The organism is Vibrio sp. Vb0349 (genome assembly GCF_033338975.1).
Map to the genome: position 1 here is coordinate 21,549 of NZ_JAWOTS010000027.1, position 19,933 is coordinate 41,481.

A 19,933-nucleotide genomic window follows, 5' to 3' on the forward strand; every position below is an offset into this window, starting at 1 on the left:
CGTTTAAACTGATATCGCGCTTAAACTAAAGTCGCGATCGCTTTATCCAGTTTCGCCAAGCCTTCTTCAATTTCTTGTTGTGTGATAACGAGTGATGGTGTGAAACGTACGACATTGGCACCCGCAACCAATACCATGAGACCTTGTTTACCTGCAGCAACCAGCACGTCACGCGCACGGCCTTGCCATTCTTCATTTAGTGCAGCGCCAAGTAATAGGCCTTGACCGCGCACTTCTGAGAAGATGTTGTACTTCGCGTTGATCTTCTCTAGACCTTCACGGAACATTGCTTCGCGTTCTAGTACACCAGCCAAAACCTCTGGCTTAGTGACTTCATTTACAACCGCTTCTGCAACCGCACACGCTAGTGGGTTACCGCCATATGTAGAACCGTGAGTGCCCACTTTCATGTGCTCTGCCAATTTTGCTGTCGTTAGCATTGCACCGATTGGGAAACCGCCACCAAGTGATTTCGCAGTACTTAGAATATCTGGCGTGATACCTAAACCTTGGTAAGCGTAGAAGTTACCTGTTCGGCCATTACCAGTTTGCACTTCATCGAAGATCAGTAAGGCGTTGTGTTTGTCACACAGCTCGCGAACCGCTTGAGCGAACTCAGGCGTTGGTGGCACGATGCCGCCTTCACCTTGTAGTGGCTCCATCATGACCGCACAAGTACGATCAGACATGTGTGCTTGTAAAGCTTCGATATCGTTGTAAGGAAGGTGTGTCACGTCGCCTGGCTTAGGACCGAAGCCGTCAGAGTATGCCGCTTGGCCACCAACCGTTACGGTAAAGAATGTACGACCGTGGAAACCTTGTTTGAATGCAATGATTTCAGATTTCTCAGTGCCATGAACGTCTGCTGCATAACGACGTGCCAGCTTCAAAGCGGCTTCGTTTGCTTCTGCGCCAGAGTTAGCAAAGAACACACGCTCAGCAAAACTCACTTCTGTTAGCTTTTTCGCCAGACGAAGGGCTGGTTCGTTCGTCATAACGTTACTTAAGTGCCAAAGCTTGTTAGCTTGCTCTGTTAGTGCGTTTACCATTACTGGATGACAATGGCCAAGACAGCTCACTGCAATACCACCAGCAAAGTCGATGTATTCATTACCTTCCTGATCCCAAACACGTGAACCTTCACCTTTAACAGGGATCATTTCCATCGGGTTATAGCAAGGTACCATTACCTCATCGAATAAACCGCGCTCTACTTTAATTTCCGTTGTCATTGCACATTCCTTCTTGATACCGCATGCGTAGCAGATAAGCGAATTTAACCGGCTCTCTTTGCCAGCAAATAATGTTTTGCATTTAAGCTATTGCGGCATTGTATTTACATTTAATTAACCATTTCAATAGTGATTTATTCTTTTCGTTCTCGAAAGCAACTTCCATTAATCACTGCTTATGACTATTTATGCATCAAGAAAGTAAAATAGAGAAGTGATTTTTTATAAATGTTATGTAATACAGGGGATAGAAGGTTTAAAAAGACATGAATAGACAAAGAGACTCGAGAGAATCGCATAGTTTTGCAATCCGCTCACCTCAGCAAAAAGATGAATGATTTGTTAAGAAAAGTGATCGCGATCAGATCGCTTTGCGTGCTAAAAAGTTCGCAAGCAACTCGTGACCTTGCTCAGTTTTGATTGATTCTGGGTGGAACTGCACCGCATCAATTGGCAAGGCTTTATGTTGGTAACCCATTATTTCATCCATGCTTCCGTCCGGCAGTTCTGTCCATGCAGTCAGTTCAAACACGTCGGGTAAAGTACCGTTTTTCACCACAAGAGAGTGATAACGGGTTACCGTGAGTGGGTTATTCAGATTTTTAAACACACTACGACCGTTATGACGAATCGGTGAGGTCTTACCGTGCATCACTTGTCGTGCACGTACCACTTCACCCCCAAACACTTGCGCTATCGCTTGATGGCCAAGGCAAACACCCAATATTGGAAGCTTACCAGCGAAGTGTTCTATCGCTTTCAGTGAAATACCTGCTTCGTTCGGCGTACATGGCCCTGGCGAGATCACCAAATGAGTTGGGTTGAGCGCCTCAATGCCTTGGATATCGATTTCATCGTTACGCACCACCTTTACGTCTGCACCAAGCTCGCAGAAGTATTGGTAAAGGTTGTAGGTAAAAGAGTCGTAGTTATCGATGATCAACAACATAAAGGGTCGGTTGCTCCAATCCGTTTTGGCAATGCTTACGTAGTGAATCGCCACGTTCGTGACAATCAAGGGCGGTATTTTGCTATACCAAGCAAGAAAGGCAAGTTTTTGCTGAATAAAAAGGCCAGCATAGGCTGGCCTTTGGTCTTTACAGCTATTTAGGAAAGGTTTATCAGGAAATAAATTCGCTTAGCGGCGACGGCGGAATAAGCCGAGACCTAGCAGCGCAAATAGCGCGCCAAAACCAAACGAACCACCATCTGAATCCTTCGACCCTTCTGTTCCAGTTTCAGTTTGCGTCATTGAAACATCACGAACAGAGCTAAACTTCACGATATTACCTGTCGAGTCAGTCACTTTCTCTTCTAACTGATAATTACCTTGCTCTGGCGTTTGTTCAAACTCAATATTCACGCTACGCGCATCAATATCAGCTTGAACTAAGGTTTGGCTAGCCGAGTAAGCTTTCGTATCGCTGCTTGCCGCAGCCGCTTGTGTGGATGGCGTTAAGTTCACCGTAACAATATCACCTACAACCGCCGTTGGTGGTAAACGGACATCGACGGCTAAGTTGTCACCTGCTTTCGGTAAATCGATGTCATCATCTGGTAAATCAATCGCGATGATCACTGGATCGTGATCAGAGGCAGAGAACGCATCTTTGTACTTCGGCATATCACCAGTGTACTTGCTGCTGTATTCGAACAAGTTACTCTCTAGTGAGTTGATGTGCCAATCTTCAATTGCTACCACTTTTTGCGCTAGGCTACTGCTTGCCAATGCGTGGTCCAAATTACCCAGCTCGCCCGAATAGGTGTAAGAAAACGTATCAGTGCCGTGCAGCAACGTGTTTAAATTGTGCAGACCGTAACCTTTTTCAATTTTGGTCTTCTCTACTTGAAGTTCACCATCACCAATGGTTGTGTAAGCAGCAGTATAAATGTCACGGCCGTATTTCTCTTTCGAGTAATCAGTCAGTGTCAGAAGTGGGTCTTCCATGCCATAAGCATTGAGGTCGCCCATGAGCAATACATCGCCTTTCACCTCTTTCAACGCTTCACCCACTGCGTGCGCAGCAGAAACGCGGAAGTTGTTACAGTTGCCTTGCAGATCCGCTGGCTCAGAATCTTCTACACCGGCAATCCACTCTTCAATACACTCAGAGCCTTTCGACTTAAAGTGGTTTACGACAATAGACAAATCTTCACCCGTCTCTTTCACCGTAAAGGTCTGAAGTAGACTGTGGCGTTGGTACTTATCGTAAGCAGGGTTACTTTCTGTGCCCTCTTTACGAGTAATTGTGTTTTCTGCAATGTGCTGCTCTGGCGTGATGATCACTTTTGCAGCGTCTTTTGGCGTTACTGCGTTAGCACGATATAAAATCGCCACCATGATCGCATCACTGCCAAAGTATTCGTCTTGGTATTTGTCTTGCTCTTCGATTTCGACATACGTGTAATGATCTTCAGCGTCATCAATCTCAGCATTTAGGGCATCAACTAAGTTTTGGATAGCACTGCCATTACCAAAGCCGTTGTTTTCCACTTCCATCAAACCAATAACGTCTGCGTCCATCTTGTTCATCGCCGCAACGATTTTCGCTTGCTGGATCAGGAATTCGTCTAGATTAGTCGCACCGCGGTTTTGTCCGGTTGGGTTTTCATGACCACTGTCAGCCACGGAGTTGAAGTAGTTCAGTACGTTGAAGCTTGCAATACGCAAATCTGAGTCCGCAATCGCTGGGGCATCTTTACGAGCCACATCGAAGCCTTCACCTGAAGTCACAAAGTTGGTGTTATTGACTTCATTCGTCGCAATCAGGCGGTATTCGTTGTAGCTGTAAGCCACGACACCCTGTAGACCTTCTACTCGAGAACCAAGGCGAATGTGCTGCTCTGAAGAGCCATCTTGATCTGCATCTTTAGCAAAATCTGGGTAGTATGGGATTTGGCCGTTTGGTGCTTTGCCATCTGATTCTAGGTATACGCGGTTCGCTGCGTTGTCTTTTGCTAGCTCAACGGCTGCATCGCTCTCTGCCGCGTGTAATTGAGTCGGCTTTAACAATGGCGCTTCATGAGAGAGCATCATATTGTTACGACGTGAATCGTAGTCGTAAGAGAAGTTTCGAGTTACAAACAAGTCACTTGCCGAGGTCAACTCAACTTGCATGCCTTCATGACGCTCTAGCGCATCACGTAGTGTCTCACCTTCTTTGATAACAAGATCGGTAACTCGAGGGGTTTCAGAAGTGCCTGTTTTCACATAGCTGTTAGCATCAGAAGCAAGCTGAGTATTGCTGTAATACTCTTGAACTTTACCTTTCACACAAACAACGTCACCAGCTTTCAGCGCCGTGTCTGCCGCGTCAGTATGAATGAACAAGCCTTCTGAGGTCTTGTCGTTGTTGTCACTTTCTAGTGCTTGTAGGTAGAAACCTTTGGTTAAGCCTGTAGTAACAGCAGTCACGACACCCGTTACGAAATGATCTTCGTCAGTAATGTATGGGTAACCATCAATGAATGGAGACGTATCGCCTTCACCTTGAATATCTTGGATGGTAGTGAAGTTAGGTTGCTGACCGTCGACTTCACAAGCGAATGGTGCTGGTGGCTCAGTCGCATTTAGCTCACCAAGGCCGTCAATGTTGTCTTTCTCAAATGCCGTCCACTGAGATGCCTCATAAGTAGCAGAAGGGGTTAGTGCATCACTGTTACGAACTAATGTGGTGTCTTTACCAAAATCTACGTCACCCATCACACCGATGATGTCGTGCACTTCACCATCTTTAAGCAGTGCGATCGGGTCGTCACCGTTAAAGTTCGCAACGCTTTTATCTGTGATATCCGAGACAGCTTTGATGGTATCGCTCGCGTCACCATGCGCCAGTACATACACTTGGTTAGCTTGTAGCGTCACTTGGCTAAGGTCGAATGTGCTGCCCCAAGTACCACCACCGTTTGATGATTTCGCCAACTCGTAGCCAGTGAGTGTCACCGCAGTATCACCCGTATTAGCGATCTCTACCGCTTTATTATAAGCGCCGCCTTCTACGTATTGGGAAATAATAATCTCTGCGTTCGCGTTTGCACTAAGTGCACTGGCGATGGTTAATGCGAGTATTGAGGGTTTGATTAACGTGTCCATTGTCATACCTGATATTTATGTAAATGCAAACTTAGCTCTGGTTAGAGCCTGCCATTTGCGTCTACTATCAGGTTTATTTATGAAATAAATAAGAATGAGTAATTAAAGCCGTGAAATGAATCACATGTGAATATAAGAAAATATGCCAGAGCATCCCATTCAAACATTTTTTGTAATAAATACAGAGCGCTATTGATAAACAAGTCAGAATTTAGATTGATTACTCAGTTTACTTTTTCACTTCATGTTAAGGAGTAGAAAATACATCACTTGTTGAGTTGCTTATTAACCCAACCGTTCCGTTACAAATAAAAAATATAATTAGTCACTAATTTAGAATGCTTTAATTTTCACTTGCATCACTGTTCAATCCCAAGAATCTATTACTCGCTTCGTTCTCTCTTATACAGGCCCCTCATACTTCAAAGTTTTCATGATTTATTCAATAACTTTTCATTACTCACTAGCCAAAAACATACACAAAAGATATAACACCTGCGCGAGACAATAAGATCTCATTAGCTGTAAACCCAGGAACGACAAATGAAAAAAATTCAACGCAGTGTGCTAGCTCTCTCCCTACTTGGCTTGATAGCGGGGTGTCAGTTGACCGCCAGTGAGCCACTTCAACCTACGGCGAATCAAGACATCATCGAATCAGCCAAAAATGAACTGGATGGTATTGAAGAGCTAGAAGTCAGTGACGAGGGTGTTATTACCTTTACTCAGCGTCTAAGAACGCCAGGAACCTACTGGATTCCAGCGAGAATTAAAGAACTCAGCTACGATATATCATGCGTACAGCTTAGTTACTTCATTGATAGAGGCATGGTTGTGAAGTCTGCCTTTCTAGGGGCTCGAGGACGTGTTGAATATTACGACATGGAACGCTGTATGAAAGACACGCCATTTCAGTAATACAGGCATAAAAAAGCTCCACCAAAGTGGAGCTTTTTCGTATTCGTTCTTAGCGACTATGGGCGAGCTACAAAACCTACTGCTTCGTATGCTTTCTTAAGCGTTTCAGCCGCTCGTGCCGATGCTTTCTCTGCGCCTTGCTGCATTACCTCGTCCATGTAAGCACGATCAGCGCGAATACGGTGATATTCTGCTTGAATTGGCTCAAGCATTGCTACAACTGCCTCACCAACATCTTTCTTAAATGGGCCATACATTTCTACGCCTTGGTACTTCGCTTCAATCTCTTCAAAGCTCATGCCTGTCGCCGCGGAGTACAGACCCATTAGGTTAGCAATGCCCGCCTTGTTCTCGATATCATGACGGATACTTGGTGGCGTTTCGGTATCGGTTTGCGCTTTGTTGATCTTCTTAAGGATCGACTTAGGCTCTTCCAGCAGCGTGATAACGTTCTTACGGTTGTCATCAGATTTAGACATCTTCTTCGTTGCGTCTTGAAGGCTCATTACACGCGCATTTACTGTCGGAATGTAAGGCTCTGGAACTTGGAAGATTGGCTGCTCTGGCGAGTAAATATTGTTGAAACGCGTTGCGATATCGCGCGCTAATTCTAGATGTTGCTTCTGGTCACTGCCTACAGGTACTTGGTGTGCACCGTAAAGCAAAATGTCAGCCGCCATCAACACCGGGTAGTCAAATAGACCGACGTTTACGTCATTCGCGTAACGTGCCGATTTGTCTTTAAACTGAGTCATACGGCTCAGCTCACCCATTTGAGTGTAGCAGTTAAGAAGCCAACCTAATTGAGCATGCTCTGGTACATGTGACTGAACAAATAGCGTGCTCTTCTTCGGGTCAACACCAACTGCCAGACAAATTGCCAGTGCGTCTAGAGTTGCTTCATGCAGCGCTTTAGGGTCCTGACGAACCGTAATCGCGTGAAGGTCTACCACACAATATTGGCAATCATAATCGTCTTGCATCTGCTGCCATTGACGTAGAGCACCCAAGTAGTTACCGATACTTAGTTCACCTGAAGGTTGAACACCACTCAATACAATGGGTTTGCTCATTAGAATGATTCCTTTGACTTCTTAATCTAATTAAATGAAAAAAACCGTGCAGTAATAGGTGCACGGTTTACTCAGTGTACTCATTAACGAGTATTTTGGAAGCTCTTTTGTAGCCGTTATGCAGAAACCGCTACAACGTCCAATAATTCTGCCAAACTGTCAGCGACGAAATCTGGATTTGATGCTGAAATAGGTTCACCGTGGTTGTAACCATATGTCAGACCAAATGAGGCACAGCCTGCATTCTTTGCTGCGAGAATGTCGTTTTTCGAGTCGCCAACCATCAGCATTTCACTTGGTTGGATTTGGTGCTTTTCCATTAGCCAGTTCAATGCTACTGGGTTTGGTTTTTTCTCTGGGAATGCATCACCGCCAAGGACATCAACGAAGTATTTTGCGATGTCGTGCTTTTCCAAAACGTCAGGCACAAACTTTGAAGGTTTGTTAGTCACCAACGCCATAACAAAGCCCGCTTTGTGCAGCTCTGCTAGTGTCTCTTTTACCGTTGGGTATAGGTGACTGAGCTTGTGACCACTTTGCTCGTAGTAATCATCAAACAATACACGCGCTTTAGCACGAAGCTCTTCACTCAGCTCTGGGTTGATGGTCAGGCTTTGGCTTAATGAGCGACCAATAAGCACGTCTGCGCCGTTACCCACGTAATCACGAACTTGTTCTTCTGAAACCGATGGAAAGCCAAGCGCCTGTACTGCTTGGTCTGCCGCGACAGCTAGATCTGGCACGCTATCAAGCAAAGTACCATCTAGATCGAAGGCGATGAATTTAATGTCTTGTTGAGTCATAACTTCCCTGAGGATTTTTATTTATAAATCGGTGAAAACGACAAAGGATGGCACCCCATCCTTTGTTTTTATCATTATGTCTGATTCTACAGTAACTGTTTGTTTCGTCCTTACTTTGCAGCAATACGCTGACGAACTGCCTCAAACAAACAGATGCCGGATGCCACAGATACGTTCAAGCTTGAAACGCTACCAGCCATTGGGATCTTAATCAAATCGTCGCAGGTTTCACGAGTCAGACGACGCATACCGTCACCTTCTGCCCCCATTACGATAGCAAGGGGTCCAGTCAGTTTTGCTTGGTAGATGTCGTGCGTTGCTTCGCCCGCCGTACCAACAAACCAGATACCTTGCTCTTGCAGTGTACGCATAGTACGAGCCAAGTTAGTCACTCGGATCAATGGCACGACTTCAGCTGCACCACAAGCCACTTTGCTTACGGTTGCGTTCATCGGTGCAGAACGATCTTTCGGTACGATGATCGCCGCAGCACCTGCCGCATCTGCGTTACGTAAACACGCACCAAGATTGTGTGGATCGGTCACTCCGTCTAACACTAATAGCAGTGGTGATTCGTGCTGCGCCAGGATGTCATCTATATCGTTCTCATTCAGCTGCTTCGCTGGTTTCACACGAGCGATGATGCCTTGGTGATTTGCACCGCGCGCTTTGTCATCCAAGGTTTTACGTGTCATCTGCTGAATAGAAACACCACAAACCTGAAGATCATTTAGGATTGGCATTAGGCGATCATCTTGACGACCTTTTAAAACGTACGCCTCGACAAAACGCTCTGGTTCGCGCTCCAATACCGCCTTCACTGCGTGAATGCCGTAGATAAATTCGTTACTCATTGTTTAACCTGTTGTTCTGGTCGTATTGCCTGCGCCAACCAAGTTTGAACTAAGTTGGCGCTTCAACCTACTGCGCTTCTTTTTTAGTGCGCTTGGTTTTCTTCGGCTTACTGTGCGGCTTCTTTTTACGTGCTTTTTTTACTTTAGGCTTCTCGTTGCCTTCGGCGTCACCACGTTTTGGGCCATAACGCTTACTCGTTGCGCCCGTTTCTTCTGGGCGTTTAGTTGGCTCTATCGCAGGAACTGCACGAGCCGCGCCACCTTCTTTCGATGAAGAGCGAGTCGCAGCGCGTTTTTTATCTTTCGCTTTGCGTTTTGCTTCCGCTGCGCGTTTCTTCGCAGTCTTACCTTCGCCGCGTAGCTTACGACTTGTTTCGACCAATTCAAAGTCAATTTGCTTATCATCGAGGTTAACAGCCAGTACTTTTACTTTTACTGCATCACCTAAGCGGTAGATGTTACCGAAACTTTCACCAATAAGTCGTTGACCAATCGGGTCAAATTGATAGTAGTCGTTCGCAAGGGTAGAAATATGTACCAAACCATCGATGTGCAAATCCGTTAAACGTACAAAGAAGCCAAAGCTAGTGACATTAGCAATAACACCGTCTAGTTCGTCACCGACGTGGTCTTGCATATATTCACACTTCAGCCAATCCGCAACATCACGTGTTGCATCATCAGCACGGCGCTCTGTCATCGAACATTGTTCGCCGTAAAAATCCATGTCGTCAAACGAGTAATGATAGCCACCTGTTGGTGTCCAGCGATCTTGATTACGACCTTCTTCTTTAGCAATCAGATACTTGATTGCACGGTGAAGTAACAAGTCAGGGTAACGACGAATTGGCGACGTAAAGTGCGCATAGCGTTTCAATGCCAACCCAAAGTGCCCCGCGTTATCTGCGTTGTATACCGCTTGCTTCATTGAGCGTAGCAGCATGGTCTGAATCAACTCTTGATCTTGACGCCCGGAGATTTGACGTGCGAGATCAGCATAGTCCGTTGGTGAAGGCTCTAAACCACCTTTTAGCTCAAGACCAAGTTCACTTAAGAAGTCACGGAAACCTTGCAGGCGTAATTCACCTGGAGATTCGTGGATACGATAAAGCGCGGGCTCTTTCGCTTTTTCTACCAGCGATGCCGAAGCAATGTTGGCTAAAATCATACATTCTTCGATGATCTTATGCGCGTCATTACGAATTACTGGCTCAATACTTTCGATTTTACGTTCCGCATTGAAAATAAATTTGGTTTCAACGGTTTCAAATTCGATTGCACCGCGTTGATCTCGTGCTTCTTTCAGCACTTTGTACATCTTGTGCAACTCTTCTAGATGAGAAACAAGCGGCTGGTAGCGCTCACGTAGTTCTTCATCCCCTTCTAGAATCGCGCTCACTTTGCTATATGTGAGACGAGCGTGCGAGTTCATCACCGCCTCGTAATGCTTGTAACCAGACAGCTTACCGGTATCAGAAATGGTCATTTCGCACACCATACACAAGCGATCTACTTGCGGGTTGAGCGAACATAGGCCGTTCGATAGTACTTCTGGCAACATCGGCACAACTTGCGACGGGAAATATACTGAGTTACCACGATTGATCGCTTCTTTGTCCAACGCAGAGTCAGGACGAACGTAGTAACTGACGTCAGCAATCGCTACCCATAAACGCCAACCACCTTCTTTGTTCTTTTCACAGTAAACGGCATCATCAAAGTCTCGTGCGTCTTCGCCGTCAATGGTCACTAGTGGCAAATCACGTAGATCCACACGACCAACTTTCGCTTCTTCTGGTACTTCTTCGCCTAAGTTTTCGATTTGTTTATCGACGGCTTCTGGCCATTCGTGAGGGATTTGGTGTGTACGAATCGCAATTTGTGTTTCCATACCTGGTGCCATGTTTTCACCAAGGACTTCAACCACTTTACCCATCATGCCGCGTGAGCGTGAGCCACGATCAGTAATTTCAATTACGACTACGTTACCCATGCGTGCACCCGCTTTGTGCTCATTTGGGATCAGGATATCTTGGCTGATACGCGAGTCATCTGGGACAACATAGGAGTATCCATATTCAAGGAAGAAACGACCAACGATTTGATCATTGCGCTCCTCTAGCACACGCACCAAACGTCCTTCACGGCGGCCGCGCTTGCTGTTGTCTGTCGGTTGCACTAAGACAAAATCACCGTGGATGATGTTCTTCATCTGATGGTGCGGTAACAGAATATCATCATCCTTGCCGACGCTGCCTTCTGGACGTACCCAACCATGGCCATCACGATGACCAATCACGTAACCTTTCACCATTTCAAGTTTTTCAGGCAATGCATAGCACTGACGGCGGGTAAACACCAGTTGGCCATCTCGCTCCATCGCACGTAGCCGACGACGCAACCCTTCGTATTGCTCTTCGCCCTCAAGCTTTAGTGCCTCAAACAAGTCGTTACGATTCATTGGAACGCCCGCTTGCTCTAGAAACTCGATGATAAACTCTCGGCTTGGAATTGGATTTTCGTAATTTTTGGATTCACGATCTGCAAAAGGATCGTTTGGAATATTGTCTGACATAGGCACGCCTATCTAGCAAGGAAGGTATATGGCTAGTATATCTGAGTCTCTCGATAAGCTACAGAATTGCTTTGAAAAAAGAATGATCGAGATCGACTCTAGGCATGCAAATGAGTTAAGGACGAGCAAGCAAGATCAAAAGTTCAGAATTGTCACTGAGCAAGGATTCAATCGTGCAGTCATCCAACTCCGCCAGGAAGGCACTTTTTGCTTTCGCCAATTTATCTTTGAGGCGGCAAGCAGGGGTAATATGGCAAAAATCCACACCACAGTTGACTAAATCTAACGGCTCTAAATCGCGCACAACACCACCGACTGTGATTTCAGACGCTGGCTTCATCAGCCGGATACCACCGTTTTTTCCGCGCACGGTATGGACATAACCCAACTGCCCTAACCGATTGATAACTTTAACCATATGGTTGCGTGACACACCAAATAAATCCGTCACTTCGGTAATGCTGGTTAACTCATCTTCCGGCAACGAAGCCAAGAAAATTAAGGTTCTCAACGCATAATCAGTGAAACTAGTTAACTGCATATTCTCTCCCAAAGTGCGACTCAATAGCCCGCTGGTGATGCTAAAACCCCAAACTTGAGCTATCGATAAAAGTGTAAATCTTTTCTTGATCGAAAGATACATTTGAGATACAACTTTAAACATGCATTATAAATACAACTTAAAGTAGGAAGCCCTTATGCTCAGCAATCAAACTATCGAGATCGTCAAAGCGACCGCACCACTCATCGCCGAAACAGGACCAAAACTGACCGCGCACTTTTACGAGCGTATGTTTACTCATAACCCTGAGTTGAAAGATATTTTTAACATGAGTAACCAGCGTAACGGCGATCAGCGTGAAGCATTATTCAACGCTATCTGTGCCTATGCTGCCAATATTGAAAATTTGCCAGCTCTGCTTGGCGCAGTAGAGAAAATTGCGCATAAGCACACGAGCTTTTTGATCACAGAAGATCAGTACCAAATCGTTGGTAAGCATTTACTTGCAACAATCGATGAGCTTTTTAATCCAGGTCAAGAGGTGTTGGATGCTTGGGCTGAGGCTTACGGCGTACTTGCGAATGTATTTATTCAGCGCGAAGAACAAATTTACCAACAAAATGAAGCTTTGGAAGGCGGCTGGCGCGGTCTACGCGAATTTGAATTAGTCGATAAAAAGATTGAGAGCAAACACATTTGCAGCTTTGTGTTCAAGCCAACCGATGGCCAAAAAGTGGCGCCGTATAAACCGGGACAATACCTTGGCATCTACATCAACAGTGACCAGTTAGAAAACCAAGAAATTCGCCAATATAGCCTGTCTTCTGCGGTCCAAGAGAACACCTACCGTATCTCAGTAAAACGTGAAGAAGGCGGAAAAGTGTCGAACTACCTGCACGATAGCCTGAACATTGGCGAAAAAGTGCAGCTTGCAGCCCCTGCCGGTGATTTCTTTATGGATGCCGAACCACAAACACCCGTTGTTCTAATTTCTGCTGGTGTGGGACTTACTCCAACGCTGTCAATGCTAGAAAGTCTCTCAGCACATCAAGCACCTGTAACTTGGGTTCATGCAACCGAAAATGGCCAACAGCATGCTTTCAAGCAACACGTAAACCAACTCGTTGCAGAAAAAGAAAATATGAACGCGCTCGTTTGGTATAACCAACCAACGGCAGAAGACAAGCTAGGTGAAGACTTCCACTTCACGGGCTTTGTCAATCTGTATGAAATTGAAGCTGCATTAAAGCAAGATAACGTGCAGGTATACTTCTGTGGTCCTGTAGGATTTATGCAGCACGTAGCGAAACAGCTATTAGAACTTGGCGTACCAGAAGAGCAATTCCATTACGAATGCTTCGGTCCACACAAAGTGGTTTAAGCGCTACCAACTATCGGGAAAACAACAAAGCCCACGTGACGTGGGCTTTGTTGTATGAAGTTGTTTGCAATATTGAAGCGTTACCAAAAGGTGTCTCGCCGTTTAGCTCGAGCAATAACGTTTTGTGGCATGCGCTGTTCAAGGCCGTTTCTCAATACAGTTATGCGCTTATGCTGCCGCTTATCTGCTGTGACAGAGTTATATAACCAACGATACGCATCTTCGTAATCGAGTGGACTGCCATAATCACGTAAAAGCAACTCGGCCAGATGAATACGCGCGTTTAGGTTTCCCATTGACGCAGCTTCTCGCAAATATGGAATTGCACGTTCTTTATCTTGCTGTACTAAAGTGCCACGCGAATAGTATCGGCCAATCTGCTCTAGTGCAGCTGGTAACCCCTGATGCGCTGCATTTTCGATGTAGTAAAGACCCAGTTCGACATCTTGCTCGACACACACCCCCCAAGCCAACATATCTCCGTATAGAAACTCATAAGCGGGTAAGTTAATTCGAGTCGCACGAGCTACGATATCCTCCACCAGCTGGCAGTTATCAGCGCGCACACGTTGTAAGTGCTTATTTTGCTCAATAAGCTTTATCAGCTCTGCTTCGGTATAGATCGGAACTGGTGCCCCCACATCAGCAACATTAGCTTTCACTGTGGTAGCAACCAAGGTCAACAACAGTGAAGCAGCCACTGTTCGTAACTTCATAAACGTACCCTTAAGGTATCTAAGAAACCAAAGATCGGTGAAGGATCTCCTCTGCTTGATAACCTTATCGGCAAAAAACAGCTAAGCTTTAGACAATTTTTGCCTCTGATTTAGGCTCAGCGGCAAAAGCTTGCCATATGAGAGTCACGCTGTTTTTGTTCAGATACAAAAAAGCCGACCAGAAGGTCGGCTTTTGCAATCTTTAACGGCTATCAATTAAGCTTCGAATGGGTGAACTTTGATGATAGTTTCGTTACGGTCAGGACCCGTAGAGATGATGTCTACTGGAACGCCAGTTAGCTCTTCAATACGCTTGATGTAGTTAAGAGCGGCTTGTGGTAGAGCATCTAGTGACTTAGCACCAAATGTGTTCTCAGACCAACCAGGCATTGTTTCGTAGATTGGCGTTGCTTTTTCGAATGCTTCAGCAGCCATCGGAGAAACTTCTAGCACAGAGCCATCTTCCATCTTGTAACCAGTACAGATTTTTAACTCTTCTAGACCATCTAGTACGTCTAGTTTAGTTAGACAGAAACCAGATACAGAGTTGATTTGGATTGCACGACGCATAGCAACAGCATCGAACCAACCTGTACGACGTAGACGACCAGTTGTCGCACCGAACTCGTGGCCAACTTCACCTAAGTGCTTACCAATTGGATCTTGCTTATCTAAACCGTCGTATAGTTCAGTCGGGAATGGACCAGCACCAACGCGAGTACAGTACGCTTTTGCGATACCCAAGATGTAACCGATGTGACGAGGACCAAAACCAGAACCTGCAGCAACACCACCAGCAGTCGTGTTAGAAGACGTTACGTACGGGTAAGTACCGTGGTCGATATCAAGTAGTGTACCTTGTGCACCTTCGAACATGATCTTGTCGCCGCGCTTACGTGCTGCGTCTAGTTCGTCAGTTACGTCGATAACCATTGACGTTAGTAGTTCAGCGTAGCCTTTAGCTTGCTCAAGTACTTCTTCGTAGCTTACTGGCTCCGCTTTGTAGAAGTTAACTAGTTGGAAGTTATGGAACTCCATGACTTCTTTTAGCTTCTCTGCGAAAGTCGCCATATCGAATAGGTCGCCAACGCGTAGACCGCGACGAGCAACTTTATCTTCGTATGCTGGACCGATACCACGACCAGTAGTACCGATAGCTTTTTTACCGCGAGCGATTTCGCGAGCTTGGTCCATTGCAACGTGGTAAGGAAGAATTAGCGGACATGCTTCAGAAATGAAAAGACGCTCGCGTACTGGAATACCGCGCTCTTCAAGAGGCTTCATTTCTTTAAGTAGAGCTTCAGGTGATAGTACAACACCGTTACCGATAACACATTTTACGTTATCGCGAAGGATACCTGATGGAATTAAGTGAAGAACGGTTTTTTCACCGTCAATTACGAGAGTGTGACCTGCGTTGTGACCGCCTTGGTAGCGTACCACGTATTTTGCATCTTCAGTTAAAAGGTCTACGATTTTACCTTTACCTTCGTCACCCCATTGGGTGCCTAGAACGACTACGTTATTTCCCATCTTTCCAAGTCTGATTGCTAGTTAAAAATGGATTCTAGCACCGAATCACGCTTCTTGCAGTCATTTTTTGTTCACAGAGTTGCTACCAGAATGTCATCTTGCCGCTTTGTTCATTTTGAAATCAGCATATCACTGATAGTATTTAGCTTTCTCTATTCGACTGGAAAGCGCTATGTCTGAATCCATATGGTTGGCGATTGGGCTCGTCTTGATCGTGGAAGGCATTGGGCCACTGATTGCTCCTAACGGTTGGCGGAATATGGTGGCTCAATTAAGTGAACAACCCAACAATCAGCTACGACGCATCGGTGGCTGCCTAGTAGTTGCTGGAGCCGTCATCGCCATCATGATGAGCTAGCACTTAGCATCAGATACAAAAAAGGCTCCCTAAGGAGCCTTTTATTTCAATGAGACGCGGAGATTATTTCTCCATGCTGCCCTTCGACTGGTTCATGTATTGGAAGAACTCACTCTTCGGATCAAGCACCAGAATATCGCTCTTAGAGCTGAAGGACTTCTCATACGCACGTAGCGAGCGTAGGAAGCTAAAGAACTCAGGGTCTTTGTTGTACGCTTCAGCATAAATCTTCGCAGCTTCAGCATCCGCTTCACCTCGTGTCACACGCGCAGTTTTATCAGCTTCAGCTAGAATAGTTGCTACTTCTAGTTCTGCTTGAGCACGAATAACTTCCGCCTTTTCACGACCTTGAGAACGGTGCTTACGAGCAACAGACTCACGCTCCGCACGCATACGACGGTAGATAGACTCACTGATTTCATCAGGCAGGTTGATTTTCTTCATTCGGAAATCAACGACACGAACACCCAAGTCTTTCATTGCGCTTTCACGCGTGTCTTTCAATACTTCAGACATGATTAGGTCGCGTTCACCATCAATCTCAAGCGCCTCACGAGCCGCTTCAGTTGCGACAACATCGGCACTTGCGTCTTCTGGTAGCACATCATCGTTACGTGGACCAGATACGATCTGTTTGATTTCACGAGCACCGATTTCAGAACGAAGCACGTCCGTCACTTTACGCTCAAGTAGTGCCTCTGCCGTTAGCGAGTTACCACCGCCTGTCGCGAGGTAGTAGCGACCAAAATCTTCAATACGCCACTTCACGTAGGTATCAATGATAACGTCTTTTTTCTCAGACGTTACGAAACGGTCTGCACGACCATCCATTGTTTGGATACGTGCATCAAGTTGTTTCACACGGTCAAACAAAGGCATCTTGAAATGCAGACCAGGCTCGTAAATTCGAGTGATGTCGTTATTGTCTTTCAAGACACGACCAAATCGAACCACGATACCGCGCTCACCTTCAGGAATCACAAACAAAGACATCAACATTAATGCCAGTGCGATTACCAGTACAGGGATCATTAACTTACGCATTCTTAGTATCTCCCTTGACGTGAACCTGTTGAACGAGACTGCGTGTTCGAAGTGTCTTCTTGTGTACGATCAGACTCAAGTTGAATTTGATCATAAGTTGAAGATGACTTCGATTTACGTTTGGTATCTGCTTTGCCCTCTTGTCCCGCCAACTTATCGATTGGAAGGTAAAGAAGATTGCCGCTTGATTCCGAGTCAATCAACACTTTCGAAGTGCTTGAGTACACCTCTTCCATTGCGTCAATGTACAGACGATCACGCGTTACACCAGGCGCTGCTTGGTATTCTGGTAGTAGTTTTTCGAACTGTGCTACCTGACCAAGAGCCTCGTTAGTGACACGCTCATTGTAACCTTGTGCTTCTTTCTTCAAACGCTCTGCACGACCCGTTGCCTTAGGCAAGATTTCGTTCTTGTATGCTTCAGCTTCACGAATGAAACGCTCTTCATCCTCACGTGCTGCGATTGCATCATCAAACGCATCTTTCACTTGCTCTGGTGGACGAGCAGACTGGAAGTTCACATCAACAAGTACCAGACCCATATCATAGCTATCAATGATTTGGTTCAGTGTTTCTTGCGTAGTTTGACGAATTTGCTGACGACCACTGGTTAGAATGCTATCCATCAATGAGTCACCAATTACTGCACGTAGTGCAGAATCCGTTGCTTGACGCAAGCTGTCGTCTGCATTGGTTACACGGTACAAGTATTTGTATGGGTCAGTCACTCGGTACTGCACATCCATCGCAACTGTTACAACGTTTTCATCTTTGGTCAGCATTAGACCAGATGCACGTAGTGAACGAATCGCTTGTACGTTTACCGCTTCGTACTCATCAATAAAGCGAGGACGCCAGTTAAGACCTGGGTCTACGATACGATCGTATTTACCTAAACGCAGTACAACACCACGCTCTGCTTCACCGATGGTGTAAAAACCAGCGAAGAACCAAACTGCAACAGCAATCAGAGCAATCACGCCAAAGCCAATTGCACTACCACCACCGCCGCCGATTGGAGAACCACCGCCGCCTTTTTTACCAAACTTGCCGCCCAGCTTTTGACTCAGTTTGTTGAACACTTCATCTAAATCTGGCGGACCTTGATCTCGGCCACCAGGACGCTGGCCACCACGATTATTATTACCCCAAGGGTCATTATCGCGGCCATTGTTGCCGTTGTTATTTCCAGGCTCATTCCACGCCATTAGAAAGCTCCATCATTTGATATGACGTTATACTGTAGCAGTCCTTTAAGTGACTATAAAGCCAGTCAAAACTGCCCCTTCTCTTTTTTCAAGTCTAGACCAATCTACTTGCTGCATTCGAATATCGATCAACAAGTTACCATCCTGGTCATATTCCTCACGTTGAATACACTTCATTTGGAAGAAGGTACTACGGAATCGTCCTTGATACTGTGGAGGAATTCGCAACTGATGCTCGACCATTTGTGACGCCAGACGTTCCGTCAGCGCCTCAAACAGGACATCAATGCCCAACCCATCCATTGCTGAAACCCAAACTGCGCGAGGTACGCCTTCCTCGTCTCGTTCTATACGTGGTTTCTGCGAATCTAGATTGTCGATTTTGTTCATGACAACCAGAGTCGGCACTTCATGCGCGTCGATCTCTTCTAGTACTTCATGAACAGCTTGAATATTCTCACGAAAACGCTCATCACTGGCATCAACAACATGTAACAAAATGTCAGCTTCTTGCGTTTCCTGCAAGGTTGCCTTGAAGGCCGCAACCAAGTCGTGTGGCAAATGTCGAATAAAACCAACCGTGTCTGCCAAGATGGCAGGACCAACATCTGCTAACTCTATCTTACGTAAAGTCGGGTCCAAAGTAGCAAATAATTGATCAGCCGCGTACACGCCAGCTTCTGTAATACGGTTGAAGAGTGTCGACTTACCCGCGTTGGTGTAACCCACAAGTGAAACCGTTGGGATTTCAGCTCGATTTCGGGCGCGGCGCCCTTGTTCACGCTGCTTCGCTACTTTGTCTAAGCGTCGCAGGATGGCTTTGATTCTGTCACGCAATAAGCGACGGTCGGTTTCCAGCTGGGTTTCACCCGGGCCACGTAAACCGATACCACCTTTCTGCCTTTCAAGGTGTGTCCAACCACGAATCAAACGAGTAGAGATATGACGAAGTTGAGCCAGCTCTACCTGTAGCTTACCTTCGTGTGTTCGAGCTCGTTGAGCAAAGATATCGAGAATAAGACCAGTGCGGTCGAGAACTCGACATTGGCACAGTGCTTCGAGGTTACGTTCTTGGGCAGGAGAGAGGGCGTGATTAAAAATCACAATTTCGGCACCCGTTGATTGTACCGCTGTAGCAATCTCTTGGGCCTTACCCTCTCCGACATAGTATTTCGGGTGTGGGGATTGACGACTACCAGTTACCACTTGTAGCGCCTCTACCCCAGCAGAAGAAACCAGCATTTCGAACTCAGCCAGATCTTCCCATTCACCTTCTTGCGTGAAGTTGATATGAACAAGTACGGCTCGCTCACCGGATTCATAACGGTCAAACAAGCAATCAACTCCTTATTTTAAAAATACTCGATGAAGAATTAATCTTCAGATTTCTCTTGTGGACGCTCACCTTGTGGACGTTCACCGCTGTGATGGCTCACTGGACGAGCCGGCACAACTGTTGAGATCGCGTGCTTGTACACCATTTGGTTAACAGTATTCTTCAGCAGGATCACAAATTGATCGAATGATTCGATCTGACCTTGTAGTTTAATACCATTCACAAGGTAGATAGATACCGGGATACGCTCACGACGTAGCGCGTTTAGAAATGGGTCTTGTAGAGATTGCCCCTTAGCCATTTTTAT

General features: G+C 46.0%; 17 protein-coding genes. 3 read left to right on the plus strand and 14 right to left on the minus strand.

The features are described 5' to 3' along the window. Positions 1–20: 20 nt before the first annotated feature. The 3 genes from R7Q47_RS20020 to R7Q47_RS20030 form a co-directional block, all read right to left on the minus strand. A complete protein-coding gene (locus R7Q47_RS20020; RefSeq protein ID WP_005381420.1) occupies positions 21–1,232 on the minus strand; it encodes an aspartate aminotransferase family protein in 1,212 nt (403 codons plus the stop codon). 361 nt (positions 1,233–1,593) lie between these two features. Continuing rightward, positions 1,594–2,181 carry an aminodeoxychorismate/anthranilate synthase component II gene (locus tag R7Q47_RS20025; RefSeq protein ID WP_031780782.1) on the minus strand — a complete coding sequence of 196 codons (588 nt, stop codon included), beginning with the start codon at positions 2,179–2,181 and terminating at the stop codon, positions 1,594–1,596. A gap of 189 nt (positions 2,182–2,370) precedes the next feature. Further along, positions 2,371–5,325 carry an ExeM/NucH family extracellular endonuclease gene (locus R7Q47_RS20030; RefSeq protein ID WP_213964605.1) on the minus strand — a complete coding sequence of 985 codons (2,955 nt, stop codon included), beginning with the start codon at positions 5,323–5,325 and terminating at the stop codon, positions 2,371–2,373. Positions 5,326–5,868: 543 nt separating this feature from the next. Here R7Q47_RS20030 and R7Q47_RS20035 point away from each other — a divergent pair. Continuing rightward, positions 5,869–6,243, plus strand: a complete 375-nt coding sequence (locus R7Q47_RS20035) for a hypothetical protein (RefSeq protein ID WP_005381401.1) — start codon at positions 5,869–5,871, stop codon at positions 6,241–6,243. Positions 6,244–6,299: 56 nt separating this feature from the next. Here the strand turns inward: R7Q47_RS20035 and trpS are convergent, their stop codons facing one another. The 5 genes from trpS to nsrR form a co-directional block, all read right to left on the minus strand. Beyond that, a complete protein-coding gene (gene trpS / locus R7Q47_RS20040; RefSeq protein WP_005381398.1) occupies positions 6,300–7,316 on the minus strand; it encodes a tryptophan--tRNA ligase in 1,017 nt (338 codons plus the stop codon). A 116-nt stretch (positions 7,317–7,432) separates the two neighbouring features. Beyond that, entirely contained in the window at positions 7,433–8,119 is a 687-nt protein-coding gene (locus R7Q47_RS20045; RefSeq protein ID WP_005382834.1) for a phosphoglycolate phosphatase, read from the minus strand. A 110-nt stretch (positions 8,120–8,229) separates the two neighbouring features. Next, a complete protein-coding gene (gene rlmB, locus R7Q47_RS20050) occupies positions 8,230–8,973 on the minus strand; it encodes a 23S rRNA (guanosine(2251)-2'-O)-methyltransferase RlmB (RefSeq protein ID WP_318089350.1) in 744 nt (247 codons plus the stop codon). 67 nt (positions 8,974–9,040) lie between these two features. Further along, positions 9,041–11,548 carry a ribonuclease R gene (rnr, locus tag R7Q47_RS20055; protein ID WP_205461575.1) on the minus strand — a complete coding sequence of 836 codons (2,508 nt, stop codon included), beginning with the start codon at positions 11,546–11,548 and terminating at the stop codon, positions 9,041–9,043. Positions 11,549–11,663: 115 nt separating this feature from the next. Further along, positions 11,664–12,089, minus strand: a complete 426-nt coding sequence (nsrR, locus tag R7Q47_RS20060) for a nitric oxide-sensing transcriptional repressor NsrR (RefSeq protein WP_005381392.1) — start codon at positions 12,087–12,089, stop codon at positions 11,664–11,666. A 157-nt stretch (positions 12,090–12,246) separates the two neighbouring features. Here nsrR and hmpA point away from each other — a divergent pair, with 157 nt between their 5' ends. Beyond that, positions 12,247–13,431 (plus strand): NO-inducible flavohemoprotein, encoded by a 1,185-nt coding sequence (gene hmpA / locus R7Q47_RS20065; RefSeq protein WP_065274928.1) that lies wholly within the window; start codon positions 12,247–12,249, stop codon positions 13,429–13,431. Positions 13,432–13,511: 80 nt separating this feature from the next. Here hmpA and motX read toward each other — a convergent pair whose 3' ends face one another. Beyond that, complete coding sequence (motX, locus tag R7Q47_RS20070) at positions 13,512–14,147, minus strand: flagellar protein MotX (RefSeq protein WP_005381388.1); 636 nt, start codon at positions 14,145–14,147, stop codon at positions 13,512–13,514. Positions 14,148–14,363: 216 nt separating this feature from the next. Further along, positions 14,364–15,680, minus strand: a complete 1,317-nt coding sequence (locus tag R7Q47_RS20075) for an adenylosuccinate synthase (protein ID WP_005387946.1) — start codon at positions 15,678–15,680, stop codon at positions 14,364–14,366. Positions 15,681–15,852: 172 nt separating this feature from the next. Here R7Q47_RS20075 and R7Q47_RS20080 point away from each other — a divergent pair, with 172 nt between their 5' ends. After that, a complete protein-coding gene (locus R7Q47_RS20080; RefSeq protein WP_005381383.1) occupies positions 15,853–16,038 on the plus strand; it encodes a DUF2065 domain-containing protein in 186 nt (61 codons plus the stop codon). 63 nt (positions 16,039–16,101) lie between these two features. Here R7Q47_RS20080 and hflC read toward each other — a convergent pair whose 3' ends face one another. Genes hflC through hfq form a run of 4 tightly spaced genes read right to left on the minus strand, consistent with a single transcriptional unit; the run spans position 16,102 to position 19,927 of the window. Continuing rightward, positions 16,102–17,082 carry a protease modulator HflC gene (gene hflC, locus R7Q47_RS20085; RefSeq protein WP_005381382.1) on the minus strand — a complete coding sequence of 327 codons (981 nt, stop codon included), beginning with the start codon at positions 17,080–17,082 and terminating at the stop codon, positions 16,102–16,104. A gap of 2 nt (positions 17,083–17,084) precedes the next feature. Continuing rightward, positions 17,085–18,290: an FtsH protease activity modulator HflK gene (gene hflK / locus R7Q47_RS20090; protein ID WP_017633728.1), complete on the minus strand. Its 1,206-nt coding sequence runs from the start codon at positions 18,288–18,290 to the stop codon at positions 17,085–17,087. A 45-nt stretch (positions 18,291–18,335) separates the two neighbouring features. Further along, positions 18,336–19,625, minus strand: coding sequence for a ribosome rescue GTPase HflX (gene hflX, locus R7Q47_RS20095; protein ID WP_005381380.1), 1,290 nt, complete (start codon positions 19,623–19,625; stop codon positions 18,336–18,338). 38 nt (positions 19,626–19,663) lie between these two features. Then, positions 19,664–19,927 (minus strand): RNA chaperone Hfq, encoded by a 264-nt coding sequence (gene hfq / locus R7Q47_RS20100; protein WP_005381379.1) that lies wholly within the window; start codon positions 19,925–19,927, stop codon positions 19,664–19,666. Between the last annotated feature and the right edge of the window lie 6 nt (positions 19,928–19,933).

Excerpts from the sequence above, each read along its gene's own strand:
- R7Q47_RS20035 (WP_005381401.1), top strand. The coding sequence starts at position 5,869 with ATGAAAAAAATTCAACGCAGTGTGCTAGCTCTCTCCCTACTTGGCTTG.
- R7Q47_RS20025 (WP_031780782.1), bottom strand. The coding sequence starts at position 2,181 with ATGTTGTTGATCATCGATAACTACGACTCTTTTACCTACAACCTTTAC.
- R7Q47_RS20020 (WP_005381420.1), bottom strand. The coding sequence starts at position 1,232 with ATGACAACGGAAATTAAAGTAGAGCGCGGTTTATTCGATGAGGTAATG.
- rlmB (WP_318089350.1), bottom strand. The coding sequence starts at position 8,973 with ATGAGTAACGAATTTATCTACGGCATTCACGCAGTGAAGGCGGTATTG.
- nsrR (WP_005381392.1), bottom strand. The coding sequence starts at position 12,089 with ATGCAGTTAACTAGTTTCACTGATTATGCGTTGAGAACCTTAATTTTC.
- rnr (WP_205461575.1), bottom strand. The coding sequence starts at position 11,548 with ATGTCAGACAATATTCCAAACGATCCTTTTGCAGATCGTGAATCCAAA.
- hflC (WP_005381382.1), bottom strand. The coding sequence starts at position 17,082 with ATGCGTAAGTTAATGATCCCTGTACTGGTAATCGCACTGGCATTAATG.
- trpS (WP_005381398.1), bottom strand. The coding sequence starts at position 7,316 with ATGAGCAAACCCATTGTATTGAGTGGTGTTCAACCTTCAGGTGAACTA.
- hmpA (WP_065274928.1), top strand. The coding sequence starts at position 12,247 with ATGCTCAGCAATCAAACTATCGAGATCGTCAAAGCGACCGCACCACTC.
- hfq (WP_005381379.1), bottom strand. The coding sequence starts at position 19,927 with ATGGCTAAGGGGCAATCTCTACAAGACCCATTTCTAAACGCGCTACGT.
- R7Q47_RS20030 (WP_213964605.1), bottom strand. The coding sequence starts at position 5,325 with ATGGACACGTTAATCAAACCCTCAATACTCGCATTAACCATCGCCAGT.
- R7Q47_RS20075 (WP_005387946.1), bottom strand. The coding sequence starts at position 15,680 with ATGGGAAATAACGTAGTCGTTCTAGGCACCCAATGGGGTGACGAAGGT.
- motX (WP_005381388.1), bottom strand. The coding sequence starts at position 14,147 with ATGAAGTTACGAACAGTGGCTGCTTCACTGTTGTTGACCTTGGTTGCT.
- R7Q47_RS20045 (WP_005382834.1), bottom strand. The coding sequence starts at position 8,119 with ATGACTCAACAAGACATTAAATTCATCGCCTTCGATCTAGATGGTACT.
- R7Q47_RS20080 (WP_005381383.1), top strand. The coding sequence starts at position 15,853 with ATGTCTGAATCCATATGGTTGGCGATTGGGCTCGTCTTGATCGTGGAA.
- hflK (WP_017633728.1), bottom strand. The coding sequence starts at position 18,290 with ATGGCGTGGAATGAGCCTGGAAATAACAACGGCAACAATGGCCGCGAT.